18 protein-coding genes and 1 riboswitch are annotated in these 23,130 nt (G+C 41.4%); of the genes, 11 read left to right on the top strand and 7 right to left on the bottom strand.

The genetic code is table 11. The features are described 5' to 3' along the window. Positions 1-50: 50 nt before the first annotated feature. The 5 genes from mobV to ACYIB7_RS14050 form a co-directional block, all read right to left on the bottom strand. Positions 51-1,418, bottom strand: a complete 1,368-nt coding sequence (gene mobV, locus ACYIB7_RS14070) for a MobV family relaxase (protein ID WP_022508104.1) — start codon at positions 1,416-1,418, stop codon at positions 51-53. Positions 1,419-1,611: 193 nt separating this feature from the next. After that, positions 1,612-2,580, bottom strand: a complete 969-nt coding sequence (locus tag ACYIB7_RS14065) for a toprim domain-containing protein (protein ID WP_016564201.1) — start codon at positions 2,578-2,580, stop codon at positions 1,612-1,614. 254 nt (positions 2,581-2,834) lie between these two features. Continuing rightward, the gene (locus tag ACYIB7_RS14060) at positions 2,835-4,076 is read right to left on the bottom strand and encodes a primase-helicase family protein (RefSeq protein WP_016564203.1); all 1,242 of its coding nucleotides are present in this window, start codon (positions 4,074-4,076) and stop codon (positions 2,835-2,837) included. A gap of 310 nt (positions 4,077-4,386) precedes the next feature. Then, positions 4,387-4,776 (bottom strand): hypothetical protein, encoded by a 390-nt coding sequence (locus ACYIB7_RS14055; RefSeq protein ID WP_016564204.1) that lies wholly within the window; start codon positions 4,774-4,776, stop codon positions 4,387-4,389. Between the two features lie 18 nt (positions 4,777-4,794). After that, a complete protein-coding gene (locus tag ACYIB7_RS14050; RefSeq protein WP_016564205.1) occupies positions 4,795-6,030 on the bottom strand; it encodes a site-specific integrase in 1,236 nt (411 codons plus the stop codon). 395 nt (positions 6,031-6,425) lie between these two features. On the opposite strand from ACYIB7_RS14050, the gene ACYIB7_RS14045 reads away from it, so the two are divergent. From ACYIB7_RS14045 to ACYIB7_RS14015, 7 genes are all read left to right on the top strand, one after another. After that, positions 6,426-7,514, top strand: coding sequence for a winged helix-turn-helix domain-containing protein (locus tag ACYIB7_RS14045; protein WP_480337499.1), 1,089 nt, complete (start codon positions 6,426-6,428; stop codon positions 7,512-7,514). A 475-nt stretch (positions 7,515-7,989) separates the two neighbouring features. Continuing rightward, positions 7,990-9,045 carry a tryptophan--tRNA ligase gene (gene trpS, locus ACYIB7_RS14040; RefSeq protein WP_103984403.1) on the top strand — a complete coding sequence of 352 codons (1,056 nt, stop codon included), beginning with the start codon at positions 7,990-7,992 and terminating at the stop codon, positions 9,043-9,045. 11 nt (positions 9,046-9,056) lie between these two features. Continuing rightward, positions 9,057-9,575 carry an RNA polymerase sigma-70 factor gene (locus ACYIB7_RS14035; protein ID WP_099464529.1) on the top strand — a complete coding sequence of 173 codons (519 nt, stop codon included), beginning with the start codon at positions 9,057-9,059 and terminating at the stop codon, positions 9,573-9,575. A gap of 71 nt (positions 9,576-9,646) precedes the next feature. Further along, a complete protein-coding gene (locus ACYIB7_RS14030) occupies positions 9,647-10,342 on the top strand; it encodes a porin family protein (protein ID WP_103984402.1) in 696 nt (231 codons plus the stop codon). A 30-nt stretch (positions 10,343-10,372) separates the two neighbouring features. Continuing rightward, positions 10,373-11,218, top strand: a complete 846-nt coding sequence (locus ACYIB7_RS14025) for a FecR family protein (RefSeq protein ID WP_103984401.1) — start codon at positions 10,373-10,375, stop codon at positions 11,216-11,218. A gap of 12 nt (positions 11,219-11,230) precedes the next feature. Continuing rightward, complete coding sequence (locus tag ACYIB7_RS14020) at positions 11,231-13,927, top strand: TonB-dependent receptor (RefSeq protein ID WP_103984400.1); 2,697 nt, start codon at positions 11,231-11,233, stop codon at positions 13,925-13,927. Between the two features lie 2 nt (positions 13,928-13,929). Beyond that, a complete protein-coding gene (locus ACYIB7_RS14015) occupies positions 13,930-14,991 on the top strand; it encodes a DUF4249 domain-containing protein (RefSeq protein WP_103984399.1) in 1,062 nt (353 codons plus the stop codon). A gap of 5 nt (positions 14,992-14,996) precedes the next feature. Here ACYIB7_RS14015 and ACYIB7_RS14010 read toward each other — a convergent pair whose 3' ends face one another. After that, on the bottom strand, positions 14,997-15,800 hold the full coding sequence (locus ACYIB7_RS14010) for a hypothetical protein (RefSeq protein WP_103984416.1): 804 nt from the start codon (positions 15,798-15,800) through the stop codon (positions 14,997-14,999). A gap of 107 nt (positions 15,801-15,907) precedes the next feature. Further along, a riboswitch (cobalamin riboswitch) is annotated at positions 15,908-16,106 on the top strand. A gap of 36 nt (positions 16,107-16,142) precedes the next feature. Here ACYIB7_RS14010 and ACYIB7_RS14005 point away from each other — a divergent pair. Genes ACYIB7_RS14005 through ACYIB7_RS13990 form a run of 4 tightly spaced genes read left to right on the top strand, consistent with a single transcriptional unit; the run spans position 16,143 to position 21,553 of the window. Then, positions 16,143-18,146, top strand: coding sequence for a TonB-dependent receptor (locus ACYIB7_RS14005; RefSeq protein ID WP_480337497.1), 2,004 nt, complete (start codon positions 16,143-16,145; stop codon positions 18,144-18,146). 27 nt (positions 18,147-18,173) lie between these two features. Beyond that, on the top strand, positions 18,174-19,301 hold the full coding sequence (locus tag ACYIB7_RS14000; RefSeq protein ID WP_480337495.1) for a YncE family protein: 1,128 nt from the start codon (positions 18,174-18,176) through the stop codon (positions 19,299-19,301). Positions 19,302-19,326: 25 nt separating this feature from the next. Further along, positions 19,327-20,409, top strand: a complete 1,083-nt coding sequence (locus ACYIB7_RS13995; protein ID WP_480337493.1) for a YncE family protein — start codon at positions 19,327-19,329, stop codon at positions 20,407-20,409. 19 nt (positions 20,410-20,428) lie between these two features. Continuing rightward, positions 20,429-21,553 (top strand): ABC transporter substrate-binding protein, encoded by a 1,125-nt coding sequence (locus ACYIB7_RS13990; protein WP_480337491.1) that lies wholly within the window; start codon positions 20,429-20,431, stop codon positions 21,551-21,553. Positions 21,554-21,740: 187 nt separating this feature from the next. Here ACYIB7_RS13990 and ACYIB7_RS13985 read toward each other — a convergent pair whose 3' ends face one another. Beyond that, a complete protein-coding gene (locus ACYIB7_RS13985) occupies positions 21,741-23,117 on the bottom strand; it encodes an NAD(P)/FAD-dependent oxidoreductase (RefSeq protein WP_103984395.1) in 1,377 nt (458 codons plus the stop codon). Positions 23,118-23,130 lie beyond the last annotated feature (13 nt).

Genomic DNA, 23,130 nt, shown 5'->3' with positions numbered 1-23,130 from the left:
TGATAGGGAAATACGATTATCGGAGGCTTATTGCAATCTGTTTTAACTACTTATGTAATTCCTCTACTTTTCCTTTGTGGTTGAATTGGCTGTCGTATGCTCTGCCGTAGCCTGTCGAACTGTTCCCTGAACCATTCGCCTATGGGCTGGCGGTTGATTACGAGTGTCAGTTTAGACTTGTCCGCAGGGTCTTTCACCACTTGAAAGCCTGCTCTTTCTGTCGTAAAACTCCGATTATGTTCCTCCGAATAAAGTTTGCCCTCGTATATCAAAGGCTTACCATAAGTCAATGTCGTGGTCTGCCTTTCATTGAACCCGACAAGGCGGCACAGGCTCTCTATTCTCATAATTTCCTTTGCCATAGGAAACCATGCACACAGCTTTTCGATAATGCGTTTCAAACCTGATACTTCATCTTTGTGTCTGACACTTTTTTCCGCCATCTCCTTACGGTGATTCTGCTGTATTTCCAACAACTGGCGGTTGTGCTCGGTTTGCATCGTGTGTATGCGGTTTTGCAGTATCTCAATGGTTTCCTCATGGGTGGCAACTTCCCGATACAGGGCGGTGTTCTCCCTTTCCAAAGTCTTGACCTTGTTGCTCCCGAAAAGAGAACCGACACTTTCAGCTATGTTGGTCGCTGCGGTGGTGGCTGCACCTTTCAGTTTCTCGGTCTGTACCTCTTTCTTGGCTTGTCTGAGTTCCTGTTCGGTTTCGGTTTTCTGCTCCTGTAACCGCTTGTTTTCTGCATCAAGGGCAGCGTTCTTTTTCTGTATGTCCCGATAATACTGTGTCGTGGTGGTGTGCCGTGCTTCGGAACCTCGCACACCTCGCTGTAATCCGTATTTAGCCATAACCCTTGCATAATTGTCGTGGTACGCAATCAAGGTCTGACGGTTGAACAGGTCATCGGCACACAAACGGACGGTATTTGCTTTCTTGTGATACTTCCGTTTGCCGTCTTCCTGCTCTTTCTTGGCTTTGCGCCTTTCACCTGTCACGATGGGAACAATGGCTGCATGGATATGCGGTGTCTTCTCGTCCATGTGAAGATGGGCGGCAACCACGTTCTCCCTGCCGAATGTGGCTTGCAGCCATTGGATGCTGTCGCTGCACCATTCGTCAAGTCTTCCGTTTTCCTGTATGTCCATCATGTCCTCATGTGTTCCCGACAGAACCACTCGGACTACACGGACTTGGTCATGTGTAATCTTCCGCTTGATGCCTGCCGTGTTCAGCCTGTGGGCAATCGCTTCATCCCTGCCATGAACGCCATCGGGGTATTCTATAAGTACCCTGTTCAGATGCGTTCTTGTCGGGTCTGCGTTTTTAGGTATGATTCTTCTCTCTATATGGTCGGATTGTACGGTGTCCGATGAACCTTTTGCTTTCTTTATGTCCAATGAAAAATATCCCATGTAGTTTGATTTTTACGGTTATTGTTATGAGTGTATTCTCTGCCTGTGGCATTGGCTCTCAGGGTTTCCAAAGGGATTTCCCTTTGGCTCGATAGGGAGTTTTTAGCATTACCGTGTAATGCGTGAAGAAAACGCCCTATTGAGCTATGGTATTTCTGTCTAAATACCCTTGGGAAAGCGAACCTGTTCCCCTCTATATTTTCAGCCCTTTCTTTTTCGGTGGCTGCATCATCCGCCTTGCGGATTGTACTTGCTTCTCCTCCTTTATCGGCTCTGTCGATTGGGACAAGAGTTTTTTGCACAGGTACTCGTTCAAGTCATTATACCCTGCATAGTGAACCGACATATCCTGCAAGCGGTCACCCAACATCCGTTGCAGGTTGGCGTATGCGTTCCGTCCTGCTGTGTCATTGTCAAGGAAACAGCCGATTCGGGTATAGGTTGCCAATATGCTTTCCGCTTTCGAGAGGTTGGAAACGGAGTTGAGAATGACGTAATCCTGTGCATTCAATCGTGGGTGTTGCGGATTGTTCTTTACTCGGATGGTCAGGAACGAGAGATAATCCATGAAGCCCTCGAAAAGATAACAGACGGTTCGTGGCTCTTTTTGCTGTCGGATATGGGTGATGTCCTTCGGGGCGACACATCCCTTGAAGTATCTATTACGCACTTCATACCCTCTTGCCATATTCGGGAAGCCGATGGCGAAATAGGGTTTGTCGGCATTCTCAAACCGCAGTTCCTTACACTCCCTTTTGGCGAGTTCAATGTCTATCCCCCTTTCTTGCAGATAGGCAATGAGCGCAGGTGATGACAGCTCGCCAACTCTTAATACCCGATAAGTGCGGTTGTCGGATTGCTGCTTGCCAAAAGAAAACGATGCAGGGCGGATGTATGGTGTCCGTTCCTCTATGCGCTTCAACAGGCAGGTTACATCTTCCGTATGGTAGAGTTCCGCTGCCAATGCGATGATGTTACCGCCCTTGCCAAGTCCAAAATCGTACCATTTGTTGAGTTCTGTGTTTACCTTGAAAGATGCGTCCGTTTCCTCTCTCAGCGGTGATTTGTACCAAAAGCTGCTGCCCTGTTGCTTGACGGGCGTGTAACCCAAACTTTGCAGATAGTCTGCGATTCTGATTTGTTTAACTTCTTGTATGTTCATGATATTCTATAGATTTGATGATGATTGTAAAAACGTTGATTTGTTGAATGGCTTATATAACACATTTATTTACAGAAAGATATTTGCTCAACATCTTCTCAACAAACCACTCGCCAAAAGAGAAATCAACAATCGGGTGCTGTTCCTCTCTCAACTTCTCTTTTCGATTGTTGAGATTTTGTTGAGAGTGTATATTGTTTATTGTCAGCATAGTTATATCCTTATTCATCAATTCAACAAAAAAAAGAATGATATTACAGGGATTCAAGTTGTTCCCTCGTGACAGAATAGAAACGACCGACCCGTTTTACAGGCTCATACCGACACTCCCGATTGTAGTTGAATTGGTAGGTGGTATAGGTCAGTCCGTTGGGTGCAGGCGTAAGTTTCCAACACTCCTGCAACACCTTTCGGACTTGGTGCTTCTCCACTTTTACCTGCGAGTGTACCAGCAACAGAAGAATGTCGTTGTAGCAGAACGAGAATGTGTCCGTGCCGACACTATCCATGATGTCAAGTATCAGCTCGTGCATCTCTATCTCCAGTCGGTTACGGTTGCTGCGGATTATCTTCTGCAAGGCTTCGGTATGCAACAGCGATGGAGCAAACCACATACGGCTTTCCTTTTCGGTGGATAGTGTTCTGTGTTGCAGGAAATGAAGAAAGGCGGGTATCTCCGCTTTCAGCTTTTGCAGGAAGTCGGTATCATCAGACTGCAAGCGGTCTATCTTGCGTACCCAATAGCGTGTTTCCCCTGCATCAATGATTACAGGCAAGTACTCGTTGTTGGAGCATAGCACGAACTTGGCGAAAAACGCTATCTCGTCACGGTCTTTGCCTTTGGCTTCCACCTTGTAGGAAAGTGTGGTGCTTAGGTTCTTCAACCGCTCGCTGTCCTCCCTACGGTTGAGCAGCACCTCGTCCACCACGATAAGCAGTTTGCCGGCCCAGTCGGAATTGAATTGGCTACGGAAATCCTCGTTGGTGTTAAAGGTTACATTGTTCTGAAATAGGAGTTTTAGAAAATTCAGAAATGTGCTTTTGCCTGTGTTGCGTTCCTCTGATACCAACAGCAGGATAGGCAGCTTTTGAATGGGGTACAAGTAGAGCAGTTGTAGGTAGTCCATGCCCAACTCGTATTGCTCCCCGAAGATGTGACCTACCAAAGATTGGATATGCGAGAAATCGCCCTCTTTAGGTTGGTGGTCTATCGGTTCATAGAGGTTAAGGAACTTGCCGACCACGGGATGGTAGCCGATGTGTTCGGGTACGGTGCAGAAGCCGTCATACTTGGGAACGCTGCCGATGTAGTCCTTGCCGTAGTCTTGGCGCAGGGTTTCGTTGTTCCATGCTATGCGTTTCCTTACATACCCTCCGTTCAGTTTGGGCTGCTCCACAATCTTGTAAAGCGTAGTCCCCACTCGGATGAATTCCTCCTTTGCCATGCCACCATCCGATGGCGGTCTGTGGCTGTCTTGTTGTTTGTTAGCTGACATAATCAAATGGTTTTAAGTTTGAAAAATACCAGCTACAAAAGTATAAGCATTTATCGGATAAGTTGTTACGCAAAACGCGGCAGAACGGTGACAAATAGCCCCCGAAGAAAAAACTTTCAATGGTTTGGAACGGAAGTCGGGCAGGACAGACGAAAAAACTCCCAAAAAACGAATGTGGGGATTACGCTTTTCGGGAGAAAAAATTGGAGTTCCTGTTGATATGTCGGTCAGATTATATGCTGACACGCTGGCTTGATTACTCTATTCGTGACTGAATGAATGGATTCCGTCAGTCGTGCAACCAATTCAGCTACGAGAAGTATTCGGCTTTGGCTATGCCGTTGGTGTTCAGCGAAAAGAAGATGCTTGTTTTCTCTTTTCGCAAGTACAGTCTTTCAAGAACGGCATTGCGCACCTGCTTCGCACTGTATGTGCCGATACGGAACGCAAGGGCGATTATCGTTTCAAGGCTGTAAACCTCCATGCTGCACTTGTCGGACAGTCGGATGGTATGCCTTATCTCACACTCATTCAGAATGCCGTTCTTGCAGAGTGTCTTTATCCCTGCCCTGATAGTCGGGGCGGTTACATTGAACAACTCGCAAAGCTCCCACTCACTCATGGCGGTTGCCTGTATATCTTTCGGCATAACTACATTGCCGAACTCGTTCATTGTTATGATGTTTCTTTCCTCTTTCATTATCGTTTGATTTAAGGGTTACTGAATGGCATTGCAAATGTTCTTTTCCATATCCTCCAGTTTGTGCGACAATGTTTCCATATCCTGACTAATCTTTTGGGCTGTGATTTTTGCGTAAATTTGGGTCGTTTTTATGTTGGTATGTCCCAAAAGTCGGCTGACGGTTTCAATGGGTACTCCGTTGGATAACAGCACAGTGGTCGCTGCCGAATGTCTTGCTACATGATAGGTCAAGTGGACTTTTATACCGCACAACTTGGCAATGGCTTTCAGCTTCTTGTTGCAAGTCGTGTTACTCGGCATGGGGAATACTTTATTATCTCTTGTCATACCCCTGTACTTCTCTATTATCTTTCGGGGAACATCCAACAATCGGATATTGGATTCCGTGTTAGTTTTCTTTCTTCGGGTGATAATCCACAGATTTCCGTCAAAGAATGTTTGCAGGTTGTCTTCCGTAAGGTTCTTGACATCGGAATATGCCAAACCTGTAAAGGTGGAGAACAGAAATAAATCCCTGACAAGCTCGTGTGTCTTGTCGGGCATATCGGTGTTCATCATTGTGTGTATCTCCTCTCTCGTAATATACCCTCTGTCCACGCTTTCGGGAGAGTTGATGTACCCTGCAAAGGGATTGAACGGCAGACGACCGTCATTCCTCGCTATGGAAATAATGTGTTTCAGCACAATCATGTAGCCCCAAATGGTATTGGTGCGGCATTTTTTCTCAGTACGCAGGAAATACTCGAAGTCGTTGATGAACGAGAGGTTCAACTCTTTTAACGGAATATCTTCACGCTTGTAGGTATGGGGTAGGAACTCACGGATGTGCTTGCAGACGGTAACATAACGTCGGAATGTTCCTTTTGCCCTGCTGTGTCCCACTTTCTTGGCAAATTCGCTGTTGTGTTGTTCAAACAGTTTTAGCAAGGTTTCCTGTTTGATACCGATGCCGAGATAGGCATCTTTCAACTTGGCAGCAGTGACATAACCGTCCGTCTGCATCAACTCTTGATAACGGCGGTTTATCTCCACTCTGATTTTGTCAACGGCACGGTTGATTCTTTGCGCTTCGGCACTCTTACCCGAAGCACGGTTGTTCTTCACGTCCCACAGGCGCAAGGGAACATCCATCTTGCAACTGAACTGCTTAATCTCTCCGTCCACCGTAATGCGACACATCAAAGGCAGGTTGCCGTTGGGTTTCTCACTGCCTTTCTTCACGTAGAACAATACCTTAAATGTACTTCTCATAACTCACTTTTTTTTGGTTACAAAATTAATTCATAGTGAGTTACCGACAGATACGACACATAACGCCAAACGATGCAAAATTTAGGTTTCGCAAGAAATTTGCATCATCGCACGGGTAATGATAAAGTAACTGAACTTTTGCTGCGTTTGTCCATATTCTGTCTCTTCTTGGCTTTTGAACAAGAGAAAAATATAGCGTAACGAACGCTTTTTCAGTCTGTTCGCTACGCTTTACTCAAATTTGCTATTCCGTTAGGTGTTTATTTTATAAAGAGTAAAAAAGTCGCTAAAAATAATTACATTTTAATGACATTTAGTTTATTGGCATGGTTTGTTAATTTCTTATTTTTCTTTGTTACAACAATTTATATCTTTGTGGTAAAAATAAAATATAGATGGGAAAGAAAACAATTCCAAATACGTTGATTGTTTCACTGGTTGTGTTATTAGTTTGTGTTTCTTTTATTATTGAGTTTAATGTTATTTATAGAAAGACATATGATGAGGTTCAAAAGGAAGCGATAGGTGTGTTTTATCGGTCATTATCTTTAGATATGAATAAACGATTAGAGGAGGCTAATGTTTTCTATTCATTTACAATTGATCCTGCAGTTAGTAAAGATTCGGTTGTGGTTAATAAAGAAAGAGGTTTGGTAAATCAGAAGTCTACAAATGTTATTCAAAACTTATCAGTGGAGAATAGACAGGAAATGGCGGTTCAGTCTCTTTTATTCATAAAAAATCCAATGAAGGTGAATTCCTTAGATAGCCTTTTTCAGGATGAGCTAAAGAAAGACGATATATTAGCAAAGACTGGTGTCCTGTATGTAGATAAAGTTCGGAACATAGAACATGTCAGTAGTAATTTTGCATCTGTTTCAGTTCATGCCTATTCTACAGGCAAAATAGAATTGGGTGTACAAAAGGAAATTCTTGTCCAAGCTTTTATTGAAATTTATCCATATTGTATTTTGATGAAACACAAAGGTCCGTTTTTTATTCTGCTATGTGTATGGGTTGCAGTAATGCTGGCTTTATTTGGGACAATGTATTACAATAAGAATAGGATATTTAATTTGGAGACCAACTCACACGAAGATAAGGTATCCGAGAGTGCGGATAATCCTAAGGATGTTTCAGAACTTCCGGCAAGTATGATTCGTATAACTCAGGATGTTATTTTAGATACAGACCATTGTGCGATTTCTTTTGCCGGTATGAGGTATGATATGACGGATCAATCGGTGCTTTTGTTAAAACTACTTTTCTACAGCCCTGATTATTATAAGAGTTATGAAGATATAGTTGAAGCATTGTGGGGGAAGTTGGCCGATCCTACCAATAGATTGACACAATCCGTTAAAAGGCTTCGTGAATCTATCGCTAAAATTCCGGTTTTGAAAGTAGAAAATGTTCGAGGAAAAGGATATCGTTTAATCATTGATGAAACAATGGACTTCGATATTGATGAAGGAAACTTATAAAATGATGCTTTACTTGTTATAAAGTTGTTTTTATTGATTTTTTTATCTTTCCGGTTTATCCCGATGATTTTATAATTTCATCGGGATCATTTCACAAAATCATCAGGATGAATTTAAGATGCCTTTTTATTGCTATGCCTAATTCTGCTATCTTCCATTATAAAATATAAATTTAAATCGGCAATGGGCTTATAATATAAATAGCTTACAAATAAAGGATAGCTTTTCTCCTTGTTTATGTGTTTTGATAAAACGATGTAAGTATAATAAAAATATTTTAAAAGAAAAAGTCATTTTTCTGTTGGTTTACATAATGACTCTCTGTTTATGTTTAATCATTTGATTTTTAATTGTTTTATTTGTCTTGTTTGCGGATAGTATAACTTTAGGTTCTCGTAGAAATAAGAGCTATAGACCTTTAATCTATATAATGTTTATTATCTTTGCGACCATTGAATTATAAAACAGAACGAAAATGGAAACAGTTGTAAGTGGCATACGGCCAACCGGTAACCTGCATTTAGGTAACTACTTCGGAGCAGTAAAGAGCTTTCTGCAGATGCAGGATGAGTATAATTGCTATTTCTTTATTGCTGACTGGCATTCGTTGACCACACATCCGCATCCTGAAAACTTACGCAAGAGTGTAAAAACTATATTATCCGAATATCTGGCTTGCGGCATAGATCCGGAAAAGGCAACTATTTATATGCAAAGCGACGTGCGTGAAGTTGCAGAGCTGTATCTTTATTTGAATATGAATGCCGGTATCGGAGAATTGATGCGCACGGCCTCTTTCAAAGATAAAGCCCGTCAACAACTTCATATTAACCGCGACAGTAATGACGATAGTGATGTGGAAAAAGAGATATTCAACGAAGGCAACAAGCATAGTGTAAGTGCCGGTTTATTGACTTATCCTACATTGATGGCTGCCGATATTATTATACATAAGGCATTAAAAGTGCCTGTTGGCAAAGATCAAGAGCAGAATATGGAAATGGCGCGTCGTTTTGCCCGCCGTTTCAACTCTACTTATAATGTGGACTTTTTCCCGGAACCGGCTTCTTTCCACATGTCTGCAAAGGCTATAAAAGTGCCTGGACTGGATGGATCCGGAAAGATGGGTAAAAGTGAAGGAAATGCTATCTATCTGGTTGACGACGAAAAAACGATTAAGAAGAAAGTAATGAAAGCCGTTAGCGATGCGGGGCCAACGGAGCCGAATAGTATAAAGCCGGAACCGATAGCTAATCTTTTTACCATGATGGAAATTGTATCTACTAAGGATACATACGATTATTTTAATGAGAAATATAATAATTGCGAAATCCGTTATGGCGATATGAAGAAACAACTGGCGGAAGATATAAACAGTTTCTGTGCTCCGATTCGCGAACGTATCCTTGATATTGCTGCAAACGATGACTACTTGAATAGAGTAGCCCGTATGGGTGCGGAGAGAGCAAGCGAGAATGCAGCGAAGACTTTACGCGAAGTTCGTGAAATTATAGGTTTCCGCGCAGATTAATAGCCTTTTGCATGGCAGCATTTACTACTGAAGAATTTGAACGGAATTTCAAGAGCTTGTATAAGCCCTTGTGTTTGTTCGCGCTTCGGTATATAGACCGGTTAGATGATGCCGAAGATATTGTTCAGCAGGCTTTTGCTGATGTGTGGGATAAAAACAGCGAAGGCCTGCTTATTGGTAACCTGAAAGCCTATTTATATCAGGCTGTACGCAATCGTTCTCTTTCTTTTATCTCTCAATCGCCAATGGCTCAGGCTACAGATGTACTGCCGGATATGGAAGATACTTCGGAAGAAGAACAGATTCGTTGTTCCGAAAGAGATGCACGTCTTTGGCAAGCCATTGATAAATTGCCACCCGAACGGAAGAAAATATTTTTGCTTTCCAAACGTGATGGTTTGAAATACCAGGAAATTGCAGATGAATTAAATTTGTCTGTAAAGACGGTTGAAAACCAGATGGGAAAAGCGCTTAAAGCTTTGCGGGAAACGGTTGTGCGTATTTATTGTTTTATTTTTGGGCTGGCGTAGTAGGGGTTTTTTCGGTTTCGTTGTCTTAGTGATAAATGATTTTCAAAGTTTAATCACTAAAGGAAAAGAGTATGAAGAAGTTGGTATTATTTGTGATGTTGATAATGTGTGTGGTTTCCGTAAATGCACAACAATGGTCGCTGACGCCTGAATTGGGGATGACTGCCATTAAACGGGGAGGTGATAAGTTTGTATATTTTGGGGGCAATTATGACTGGAGCCCTAGGTTTAAGGGAGGCATTGGTGTTGAATATTCTTTTAAACCCGGATGGTTTGCACTCAAATCCGGTTTGTATTTTACACAACGCGGATATAGTGAAAGCTATTTTAAAACTCCTGAAGCGGGCGACCCGAATGAACCTGACGCAGGGGTAGTAAATATGAAGGTGAAGCGGAATTTCCTGCAAGTACCGTTATTGGCTGACTTCTCGTTCCGTCTTTCGGATGATGTGCGTTTGCATTTAGCGGCAGGACCATATATTGCGGCTTCTTTATCAGATAGGATGTCAACATATTATACAGGCTATAAAAGCTATGGTGAGGGTGGCTATGGCTCTTGGGGAGGCAGTGAAAATACAATAAAAGTCCAGGGCTATAATGCTTTTGACTGGGGACTTTCTTTTCAAGCCGGAATAGAGGTAAAGCAACTGGTTGCGAATATTGGCTATGACGCTTCTCTTGGAAAGGAGTTTGAATATGGAAAGACCGATTTGAAATTTCATACAATCAGTCTTTCTATAGGCTATAAATTTAAATTAGGAAAATAATTACGGATGTAATCCGGCGGTAATACTAAAATGATGGACAACGGGTACGATGACAAATTAGAACAACATATTCGCTTTGTAGCCAAACATTACAAAGAAGGATCTTTGGATGCGGATAAAGCCTGGGAAAATTTTGCTTCAGGTCGTAAAGTAAGCCGCAGAATCCCTCTTATGCGTTATCTGTTACAAGCAGCTGCAGTTGTACTTTTGCTTATCGGAATCGGAACGTTTTATGTATGGGAACAGAGTCGGCCTGATTGGGTAGCTATTTCCACTGTTGCCGGACAAAAGAAAGATATCTACCTGCCGGACAGTACACTGATTTCTTTGGCAGGTGATTCATGGATTCGTTATGATGTGAAAAACTACGGGAAAGACCGGCGCGTTGTGGAGATGAAAGGAAAAGCATTTTTTCAGGTGAAGCGGAATGAAACGCGCCCTTTCTTTGTAGAAGCTGATTTAGCTGAAATACGGGTTTTGGGTACGAGTTTCCAGGTTGAAACTCCACGAAATTCCGTAGAGGTGAATGTGGAGACCGGTAAAGTAAGCTTTACTGCCGGAAAGGAAAAAGAACAAGTCATATTAACGGCCGGAATGTCGGCTAGTTACTCTATGGAGAAAAAAGGAATAACTGTACTGACAGAGGAAGATGCTAACTACCTGTCTTGGAAAACCGGTTTGTTGCGTTTTACTGATGCGCCGATAAATAAAGTAATAGAGGATCTGGATAATTATTATCAGGTAAAAATTACGAATAAGATAACAAAACCGGATGCTAAACTAACCGCATCATTTAATAATATGCCGCTGGATGAAGTACTGATGGTGATAAATCAAACATTGGATATACGGTTGGTGCCGGAAGCGGGTGAGTAGAAATAAAAACCTATGTCATACAAATTATTTATATGGCTATTGGGTTTGCTGATGTTACCTTGCCTGTCAGGACAGATTGAAGCCCAGTTACCCGAATCTACACCGGTAGTTACGGTAAGTATGAAACGGGTTCCTTTGCCGGATATACTGTCGGAACTGGAAAAACAAACCGGAATGTTTTTTTCGTATGAATCTTCCCTGATAAAAGACCTGCCGGATGTTTCCTTGGTTGTACGCGACGAATCGTTAAGCTATTGTTTAAAGCGGCTGTTTTCGGCTCTTCCTGTTATTTACCGGGTAACCGGGCAGTACATAATACTAAAGCGAAAACCCCAGTTGTTTACTATCAGTGGCTTTGTTAGGGACTCTGCTTCGTATGAGAGTCTTTTGAATGCTACTATAATAGAAAAAATATCAGGTAAAGGTTCGGTTTCCAATAATTATGGTTTTTATAGTATAACGCTTCCGCCCGGCGAGGTTCTGCTTTCAACTTCTTATGTAGGTTATAAGCCCAGAGAGATACATTTTATTCTTACAAAAGATACGTTGGTTGATTTGTCTTTATCTTCAATCGGTAATTTGAAAGAGGTTGTAGTAAGGGGATTGAATCCTGACTCGGAAGTGTTGAACAGTAGAAGTGGTGTTTTTGATGTGCCTGCGCAGCGAGTCAAATCAATGCCAACTTTGCTGGGAGAAAATGATTTGATAAAAACTTTACAACAATTGCCTGGAGTTGCGGTAGGAGATGAAGCCAGTACCGGACTGTTTGTCCGGGGAGGAGGGGCCGACCAGAATTTATATTTGCTGGATGGAAATCCGGTTTACCAAATTAATCATTTATTGGGATTCTTCTCCGCATTCAATCCGGATGCAGTGAAGAATTCGATCTTTTATAAAGAAAGCTTTCCGGCGGAATATGGTGGAAGGCTTTCGTCGGTTGTAGACGTTCGTACAAATGATGGCGACCGGCAGCATTATCATGGAAATATATCAATCGGTTTGCTGTCGGCGCGGGCTAATCTGGAAGGACCGATCTGGAAGGATCGTACATCATTCAATGTATCGGTACGACGTACCTGGATTGATTTGCTTACAACACCGATTCTAGCTTTTACCAACAAAGATAGCAACACAAAGCAATCGTATGGTTTTCACTTTTTTGATATTAATGCGAAAGTGAATCATTCCTTTTCGGATCGGAGCCGTCTTTATCTGAGCTTCTATATGGGACAGGATGCTTTCCGAAACGGAGAAAAATCCAGGCATGAGGAAGATAAGGATGACTTTCATTGGCGTTGGGGAAATCTGATCGGTTCGGCCGGTTGGAATTATGTGATTAATAATAAATTGTTTGCCAACGTAATGGCCGGTTATAGCCGCTTCCGCTCCCATATATGGAAAGAGTCCATCAGTACTACTATTTATGAGGGACAGGCTCCGGATAGTCCGACCGAACCGGGACAAAAGTTTCTGTCTGTGTTTGAAAGCGGCTATAGGTCGGAGATAGAAGATGTTAGTTTGCGTACTTCTTTTGATTATCGCCCGGTTGTTAACCACCGCCTTCGTATCGGATCGGATTATCAGTATCATAGTTTTCACCCCGAAAATAACTTTGCTACGATAACAAACTGGCAAAAGGAAAGTAGCTCTCAAATGCCTGTAGGCGGGTTAACCATTAAAACCTGGATTCCCGGACATGAAGTTTCTTTTTATGCCGAAGATGAAATGCGCCTGACGAACCGTTTACGGGTGAATGCCGGATTGCGATATACGATATTTATGGTTCAGAAAGAAACATATCATTCCCTGCAGCCGCGTTTGTCTGCCCGTTATGTATTAGGACGGAACTGGTCGGCTAAGCTGTCTTATAGTAAGATGAACCAGTATGTTCATTTACTATCGGATACATATATCAGCCAACCGACAGATATATGGGTACCGGTAACAAGTAGCATTCCTCCGATGGGAGCACATCAATTGTCTGCCAGCTTATGTTATAATTTGAATAAATCGTATGACTTTAGTTTAGAAGGATACTATAAGCGAATGAATAATCTGATAGAATATAAAGATCATGCTTTGGCCGAAAATACCTTTACCGGCTGGGAAGATCGCGTAGGTATCGGTAAAGGACGTTCTTACGGATTGGAGTTTATGGTACAAAAGAAGATTGGCAAGACTTCCGGATGGATAGGATATACTTTGTCGTGGTCGGATCGCTGGTTTCCGGACGGTTCGGTAAATCGTGGAGAGCATTATCCTTATCGTTATGATAATCGTCATAAAGTAAATGTCGTTTTATCGCGCCGTCTTTCCCGGAAAGTGGAATTAACCGGCACATGGGTCTTTGCCTCCGGCAATCATATAACGATACCTGAATATTTGTATTCGGGAGCCGGCGGGCAAATAAATAATGGTTTTATTCCGGGTGATATTTCACAAGTGCCCGGTCAAGGTGCCAGCGCATTGAACAATTATCAACTTTCCCCATATCACAGACTCGATTTAGGTGCTAATTTTTATCGTTATAAGAAGAATGGAAGGATGGGGATTTGGAATTTGAGTGTATATAATGTTTATTTGCAACCAAATCCGTTCACTGTGAAAGCGGTGTGGAGACAAGGCGCACAAGATGAGCCGAAAGCTGTTTTGCAGCAATCGATCCTTTTCCTTTGTATGCCGTCCATTTCCTATACCTATAAATTTTAGAAATGAAGTTATTTTTTTGTAGTTGGTTCGTGCTGTTGGCTTTTATTTCTTGTATTCGGGAAGTAGAACTTGATTATCCTCCCGTACCGGCTAAAATTGTGTTGAATGCTTCTGTTTCGCCGGATCAACCGGTGAGCGCTTTTATTTCTAAAACCTGGTTTTTGCTGGATAGTGTTCCTGATATTTATTTACCGGATGCAACCGTGCATGTGTATGTGAATAACAATTATAAAGGGATTATGCAGTGCATTGACGACCCTACCGATACATTGACTGCCAAAGGACAGTATCAGTTGGCCGGATGTTATGTACGTGCAGGCGACCAGCTCTCTCTGAAAGTACAAGCCCCGGGATATGAAACGGCCACATCCGGTGTAACGATTCCGCCTTATACTCCTATTATGTCGGTAGATACGGTTCGTTTCCAGTCTACCTCTCTGACATCTCCTTTTTATAATATAGAAAGCTTACGTTTTATGGTAAGGATGAAAAAGGAACAATCTGAGCGGCATTATTACAGGATGCTTGTTGAGCGTGTAGTAGAGTATGAAAAGGGCGAGGAAAAGATTTCGGTTTCTCGATATGGATTAAACGGTTATTTTTTAATAAACGGCTATTTGCCGTATAGCTCTTTCCTGATGGTTAATTATGAAGATCCGGTATTCCAGATGACAGATATGTCGTCGGTTTCCCAGTATCAAAGTTATGGCATTTATACGGATGATTTGCTAAAAAAACAGGTTCCGTATAACGTAAGGTTGTCTGTTGCGCCGGTTGAGAATTCATATAAAAGCGATACGCTTTCGACGCGTGTTACTTATAAAGTGCATTTACAGACTATTTCTGAATCATATTATCAATATTTCAGGATGGTAGGCGGTTTTGGCATTTGGATTGGCAATATTAATTGGGGAGATATAGCGAGTTCGTCCGAAACATATACAAATGTATATAATGGTTTTGGTGTACTTACAGGTTATCAGCAAGATACATATTCATTTACAATGCCTGACGGTAATACCCCTCCGGAATGGGATCCATGGAATAAGTATGGAAGCTGGTAGTATTGTTATTTACCGAATATAGGATAAACAAGTACCTGTCTTTCCATTTTTCGCCGCATAGGATTGTATTCATATTGCATACCGGCTCCTATACCGAAATTGTCGGTAATTTTAAATTCCATAGCTCCTCCTACGGCAGAATGATTCATGTACGGGCTATATATCATGAATGAATTCTTTTTGTTGTCATTATCATACATTGTGTATTGTCCCCATGCTTTTAACCGGAGCCAGTTTGTTGCTTCGTAACTTACATGTGTGTTTACTCCTCCCATAAAACCCGGACTGGGATTAAGCGGTGTGAAAAAACGTCCGGCAAATGCTCCGCCACTAACAGTCCATCTATCTTTATGCCACGCAATCTGAGGGGCAATTTCTGTAATGCCTCCCATTCCCGGCCAGGTAAACTGGCGGCCTGTTATCATAAAATCTACATTGTCGTTTATTGGTTTGAACGTTGTTTCGTCAAAATCCAGTGCCATAGGGGAAACATCCCTTAACATAGGTGTGAATACATTAAAGAAAGGACGGTAAGCAGCGGATAATATCTGCATATCCATAGGACGCTCGTCCAGTGTGAGCGGAGTCTCGGGGATGAAGTCCCGCAGTCTGTTTTCTATTTCGCGGGTAGATGCCGGTGTATAAGATTTATAAGCGAATTTGGGAATATTGAATTCATAATTTTCAAATTTGGGAATCGCGATTATTTTACCTTCATTGTTTTGTATAATGGTAAATCCTTTTTGTGCCCATACTTGCATGCTTAATGCAATCAGCATTAATATGATAAGTAAATGTCCCCGTTTCATATAACCTCCTTCTTTTGCCGTTTGCAAGATACGTATTTTATAAATAGAATACTATGATTGTTTTTAAAAGAATAATAATAACATTGTTATAATAAAATAAACATATATCTTTGTAACCGAATTATGGTGTAATCGTTTCGTATTCTCGGACGGTTAGTAAAAGGGAATCCGGTGTAAAACCGGAGCTGTACCCGTAGCTGTAAGTTCTGTAAACCTCGGCCTTTCTGATTGCCACTAACGATCTGTTGGGAAGGCGGCCGACAAAGGAGAACAAGCCAGAAAACCTGCCATTATTCTTGTTATGCGGTTCCTCGGGTAAAGGAATTGGTAAACCAAGTTATTATGCTGGATATGTTTGTTAAGAAAATGTTGTACCTGATAGGTGCATGGGTGTTTTTCGCTGTGGTATCTTATGCCCAGGGAATAGATACTGTGTCTTATCATCGGCTTTCGGGTGTGGAAGTAGTGGAAAAGGCTCGTCCCTCCGTTACACGTGAAGCAACACCTGTTCAGTTGATGGATAGAGCCGGTATTGAAAGGCTGGGTGTACAGGATTTGTCGGAAGCGGTGAAACGTTTTTCCGGTGTAACTGTGCAGGATTATGGAGGAATAGGCGGCTTGAAAACGGTTTCTGTTCGTAGTTTAGGTGCTAAACATACAGCGGTAAGTTATGACGGCGTGACTGTCACTGATGCACAGAGCGGACAGGTGGATATAAGCCGTTTTTCACTGGATAATGTAGAAATGGTATCTTTGTCTATAGGCCAGGCTGATGATATTTTTCAGACGGCACGTATGTATGCTTCGGCTGGCGCATTAAGTATAAAGACAACTAAACCTGTATTCTCTTTATCTCCTCTCCATCTGCGTGCACAGGTGAAAGCCGGCTCTTTTGGTATGGTAAATCCTTCTCTCCGCTATGAACAGAAGTTGGGAAACCGATGGGCGGTATCTCTTTATGGTGATTGGCAGCGGGCCGACGGAAACTATCCTTTTACGTTGGTGAACGGAAAACTGGAAGAAAAGAAAAAACGTTATAACAGCGATATCGAAACGTGGCGTACGGAATTGAATGTATATGGCGATTTTGGTAAAGGCGGAAGTTTACGTTTAAAAGGGTATTATTTCGATTCGGAGAGAGGATTGCCCGGATCTGTTATATTGTATAATGACTATGCCGGCGAACGTTTATGGGATAAAAACGGTTTTGCACAAGCCCATTACGAAAACAGATTCAATGAACGTTTTGCTCTGCAAGCCCAGTTAAAATATAATTATGCGTGGACGCGTCATCTGGACGTGGATAATAAGTATGAAGGAGGCAAACAAGATGACCGGTATACGCAAAACGAATATTATGGTTCCGCTTCTGCTTTGTATACCCCATTGAAGTATGTATCTTTTTCTCTTACTCAAGATTTTTTTGTGAACACGTTGGATAATACATTGCCGGAATGTCCCTTCCCTACCCGGTACACTTCGCTTACTGTATTGGCAGGACAATATAAGAACTCAAGATTCACTGCTACTGCAAGTTTGTTGGGAACGTTTATAACAGAAAAAGTTAAGTCAGGCGATACGCCGGCCGATCGTAAGCGGTTGTCCCCTGCGGTTAGTGCTTCATGGCGTATTCTGGCAGATCAGAATTTGCGTGTCAGGGCTTCTTATAAAGATATATTCCGGGTCCCTACATTTAATGATATGTATTATTTACGTATCGGAAATACGGGATTGAAACCTGAACGTGCAACACAATATAATCTGGGGCTTACCTGGAGTGGACAGCCTGCTTCATATGTCCGTTATTTAAGTGTATCGGCTGATGGTTATTATAACCGTGTGAGGGATAAGATTGTAGCTTTGCCCACTATGTTTATTTGGAAGATGATGAATATGGGTGAGGTTTCGATAACCGGAATTGATGTGAATGTGTCTACGGAAATTCCGGTTTGCAATAAAATAGATGTCGTATTGCAAGGAACTTATACGTGGCAGCGGGCAATTGATATAACAGACGAGGAGGCTAAAAACTATCGTGACCAGATTCCTTATACCCCGAAACATAGTGGAACCTTGTCTTTGTCCGTAGAGAATCCGTGGGTGAATTTTTCTTATAGCCTGACTGCTGTGGGAGACCGTTATGCATTACCACAGAATATCTCTGATAACCTGATCAAAGGGTACGTTGAACAAGGTATCTCTGTAAATCGTGAATTTAAGTTCTACAAGTGTAAATTACGTCTGCAAGGTGAAATAATCAATTTGGGTAATATCAATTATGACGTAATCCAGTATTATCCGATGCCGGGACGTTCGTATAGGGCAACGGTTTCGTTTATTATGTAATATTCATTCAAAAATACATATAATATAATGAAGAGAAAGAATTGGTTTTTTATTTCGGCGCTATGTGCTTTGATGTCGACGTCGTTTGTCGCTTGTGATAATGATGATGATCCGATACCAACCCCGAGTCCGACACCGGAAACTTCTGAATATACAGCCGGCTTTTATATAATTAACCGCGGAAAATCAAAATCTAATAACAGCTGCATATCTTATTATGACTTAACGAATAAAAAAATAACCGGACATGTTTTTGAAACAGTTAACGGTCGTAAGCTCGGTGATTCTGCCCAGGAATTTTTCCAATATGGAACAAAGATTTATATTCCGGTTTATAACTCTATGATTATAGAGGTTGTAGATGCTGCAACTCTAAAGTCGTTAAAGTCAATCGAACCGAAAGATGCCGGAGGAAACGGAGCAAAGCCACGTGCTATGACAGCTTCAGGCGATTATGTATATGCAACATTGTATAACGGATATGTTGCCCGTATCGATACAACTACACTTGAAATAGACAAACAGGTAAAAGTAGGATTGAACCCTGATAAATTGTCTGCTCAGGGCGATGTATTATATACAGCCAATTCCGGCGGATTAAATAGCCCGAATTATGATAAGACAGTCTCTGTGGTAGACCTGAACACTTTTGAAGTAAAACGTAATGTAGAAGTTATTATCAACCCTACTCGTGTAATTACCGATAGTGAAGGGGATGCTTATGTGGTTTCTATGGGTAATTATTCAAAAGATCCGGCAACCCTGATTCCAAATACGTTACAATATTTTAAGAAAGGCTCTTCTGATGTGAAGGAAATTCGTACGGCTTCTGTTATTTCCATTTGTAATGATACAATTTACGGTATCTACAAACAGTATGGTACTACGACTTACGATTTCTTTACGTATGATGCAAAAACAGAGAAGATGATATCTGATAAGTTTGTGACAGATGAAACGGCCATAAATGGCGATCCTCAGGAAATAGATATTGATCCGTTGACAGGAAATGTATATGTTTCTGTTGGTGGGAAAGATGTTAACGGAGATATGTACATCTTCTCTCGTGAAGGTAAACTTATCAATAAGTTCGATACGGATGGCCTTTACCCTCAGGGTGTTATTTTTGATTATGAGTTGCGCCGTATAGATTGATTAATAATAAATAAAATAATAGACAATGAAAAAGAGCAAGTTTTTACTATTATCAGCATTATGTACAATGATGGCCGTTTCTTTTATGGCATGTGATAATGAGGATGATCCGACTCCGGGCCCGACTCCGGGTACAGCTAAAACGACAGGTGTATATATACTCAATTCAGGAAAAATGGGTAGTAATAATTCTACTTTGGATTATTATGATCCTGAAACGAAGAAGTTGACAACAAAAGTGTTTTCCACAATTAATGGAAGAGGATTAGGAGACACTGCCAATGATATGCTGATTTATGGTTCAAAAATGTATGTAGCAGTTAATGCTTCTGCTACTATAGAGGTTATGGATTTATCAGGAAAATCTCTTGCAACTATTTCTCCTAAAGATGATGCGGGTATACCGGAACAACCTCGGATGCTGGAATCTTACAATGGGAAAGTCTACGTTACTTTGTTTAATGGATACCTGGCTTCTATAGATACAACAAGTCTGACTATTGATAAAAAAATCAAAGCTGGCATCGGACCGGAAGGAGTTCGTGAGTGTAACGATAAATTATACGTTGCAAGTTCTGGTGGTTGGAGTGACAGAGACAGTTCTTTGTTGATTATCGACCCGGTTACTTTTACGGTAACAACGGATACGGTAAATGTAATATTAAATCCTCAGGCTATGTATAAAGATAGTGAAGGTGATTTGTATGTTGTTTCATGGGGAGACTATGGAGATATAAAGAACACATTGCAGCGTGTAGACGGAAAAACAGGTGAAGTTTCTACTGTTTTTAAAGCAACAATGTGCACAGTTACAAATGATATTTTATATGCTATCTATGCTCAATATGGCGAACCAGAAATTAAGTATGTGAAATATGATACAAAGAAAGAAGAAATTATTTCTGAAAACTTTATTACGGATGGAACACAATTAAAAGATACTCCTTATAAAATTAGTTCAGATCCGATTTCAGGTAATGTATACATTACAACTTCCGATTATAAAAATACCGGAGACGTTTATGTATTTTCTCCTGAAGGTAAATTGCTTGATAAGATAGCTGTTTCGGGTATGAACCCTATGGGAGCTTTCTTTGTGACAAAATAATGCAGAATAGATTTTGATTATGAAGCAAATCATCTCTTTACTGTTTGTTCTTTGGACTGCCGTATCGTGTACGCAGTCTAAAAAGCAAGCAGATAATATTCCGGTTTCAGTTGACAAAATTCAATATTCACAGGGATATACAATAGAACGGTATAGTGATTATATTGTTGCCGAGTTACGTGATCCATGGGACACAACACGTATTTTGCAGCGCTATCTGTTGGTGGATAGGAACAAGGATATTCCGGGAAGAATGCCTAAAGGTACGATTGTGCGTATTCCTTTAAAAAATATCGTGGTATATAATTCGGTACACAGTTCTATCGTAGAGTTGCTAGATGCTGCCGAAAATATTGTAGGGGCTTGCGAGTCCCGTTATATGGACACCCCTATAATCAGGGAACGACTGGATAAGGGAGTGATTGCAGATTTGGGTGAAGCTACTGCTCCGAACATTGAAAAAATGGTAGAGATTGGTTCGGAAGTGATTCTTGCTTCCCCATTCCGTAATTCGGGATATGGTCCGGCTGAAAAGCTAGGAATCCCTATCCTTGAGTGTGCTGACTACATGGAATCAACTCCATTGGGAAGAGCTGAGTGGTTACGCCTATATGGTCTTTTATTAGGCCGTGAAGATTTGGCAGACTCTCTTTTTCGTGTAACAGAGTCAAACTATCTTACGCTTAGCAGATTGGCAGAAGGAGTACAGCACCGTCCTACTGTATTTTCTGAAAAACGGTTTGGATCGACCTGGCATATCCCCGGAGGGGCTAGTTATATGGCTCACTTTTTTAAAGATGCAGGTGCCGATTATATGTTTACAGACCTTCCCGGAGCGGGAAGTACGCCTCTTGCTTTTGAAACGGTTCTGGATAAAGCTATTCATGCCGATATCTGGCTGATAAAGTATAACCAACCGGATGATATGACATATGCCGGTTTGCGTGCCGAGTATACGCCGTATGAGAATTTTGATGCATTTAAGAAGAAAAATATTTATGCTTGTAATACCGGCTCTGTTCCTTATTATGAAGAATTTCCTATGCACCCGGATTATCTGTTGAAAGATTTGGTTTGGATATTCCATCCTGAGTTATTACCGGATTATACACCCCGTTATTACAAAAAACTAGGCGGCTCTTAAATGGCTTTTGATATAATGATTTAAAAAGATATGTCTTTTGCATTTAAAAGACGGGACTTTTACATTAAAAGGATAGCTCTTTTTAATAGGTTGATTCATACCTTTATAAAATAAAAACCCGGTTTCTGTCAAAGAAACCGGGATTTTGTAGTTTGGCATTTTATTAGAGGGAGTTGTTTAGGGTCTGTTAAGCATATCCGTTGAGCATTCCATAGAAATACATAGGTTTTAACATGTATACTTTCAATAACCATGCCAGCCATTGTTCCTTTGATGTATCTATCATGGTGAAAGGGAATGAGATGTCCGGATTTTTGTCGTAATCGAACTCACAAAGCAATACATGTCCGTAGTCTGTTACGATCGGGCAGGCTGCATAGCCATTATATTTTTCTGCCGGTTCTTTTCCTTCCATTAGTGAAATCAGATTCTTTGCAGCGATAGGTACTTGTTTACGTATGGCTGCTGATGTTTTACTGGTTGGGATACCTGCCACATCTCCTAATGAAACGATGTTGGAATATTTTTGGTGCACCAATGTGTTTTTATCTACCATAACCCATGCTTCTGCTGCCAGTTTCCCTTCAGTCCAACCCAGTCCCGATTCGCGGACGAAGTCTGGGGCTGACATTGGAGGGGTGAAATGTAAGAAATCATAATCTTTGACGAAAGGAGTAACGATTTTCTCATCTCCTTTCTTTTCAATCTTTTCAAAATGTGCCTGCTTAGTAGCTGTGTCAACTCCTTTAAGCCGTACATTCAGATTGATAGGAATATTACGTTCGTCGTATATCTCCAACAGGCGTTTGGTGAAATAGGGTATATCATATAATTCGTGTGATGCCGTAAAATAGTCTAATTTTACCTTATCACGCGTATCTTGTTTTCGTGTATAATCATCAGTCAACAAACATATCTTTTTAGGCGCTCCTCCACATTTATGCTTTGTATATGTGTCTGTATAAAGTCCGCGTCCGCCGGTCTTGGCAAATTCCTGTAACGCTTTCCATGTTTTCTGAGCACCCTCAAAATCATATATGCTGTTTGCATTGCCTACGCCTAATGTGTCGTGAGTGATACCTTCTACTTTCTCCCAGTTTATTTGTAAACCAGGAGTGAGGACTAAAAAGTCATAAGGGATTTTTCCGTTATTAACCGTTGTTATCTGATTCCATACGGGGTCTACGCCTGCGACAGAATCTTTAATCCATTTTACACCTTTAGGCATGCAATCTTCCTGGTTTTTCCAAACCTCATCCGGTTGATATACTCCGGAAGCGATTAAGGTGAATCCCGGTTGATAGAATTGACGATCGCTCGGATCGATTAAAGTGATATCCGGTTCGTCCAGCCAACTTAACAAACGTGCTGCCATACTGATACCGGCAGCACCTCCGCCTATTATTACTATTTTGCCTTTAGCATTACTTGAAAAAGCTTTAACTTTCTCTGTTCCAAAAGTGGTAAGAATTCCGGCTGCCGCCAATAATTTGAAGAAGTTACGACGATCTATGCCCTTTTTCTCCAATTCCTCTAATTGTTTCTCCAGTTCGTGTTTCATCATGAATATAAGAATC

Source organism: Parabacteroides sp. KHUB-03, from assembly GCF_056640975.1.
Note: the sequence above shows the minus strand (reverse complement) of the source record. Positions and strands in the feature narration are given on the sequence as shown.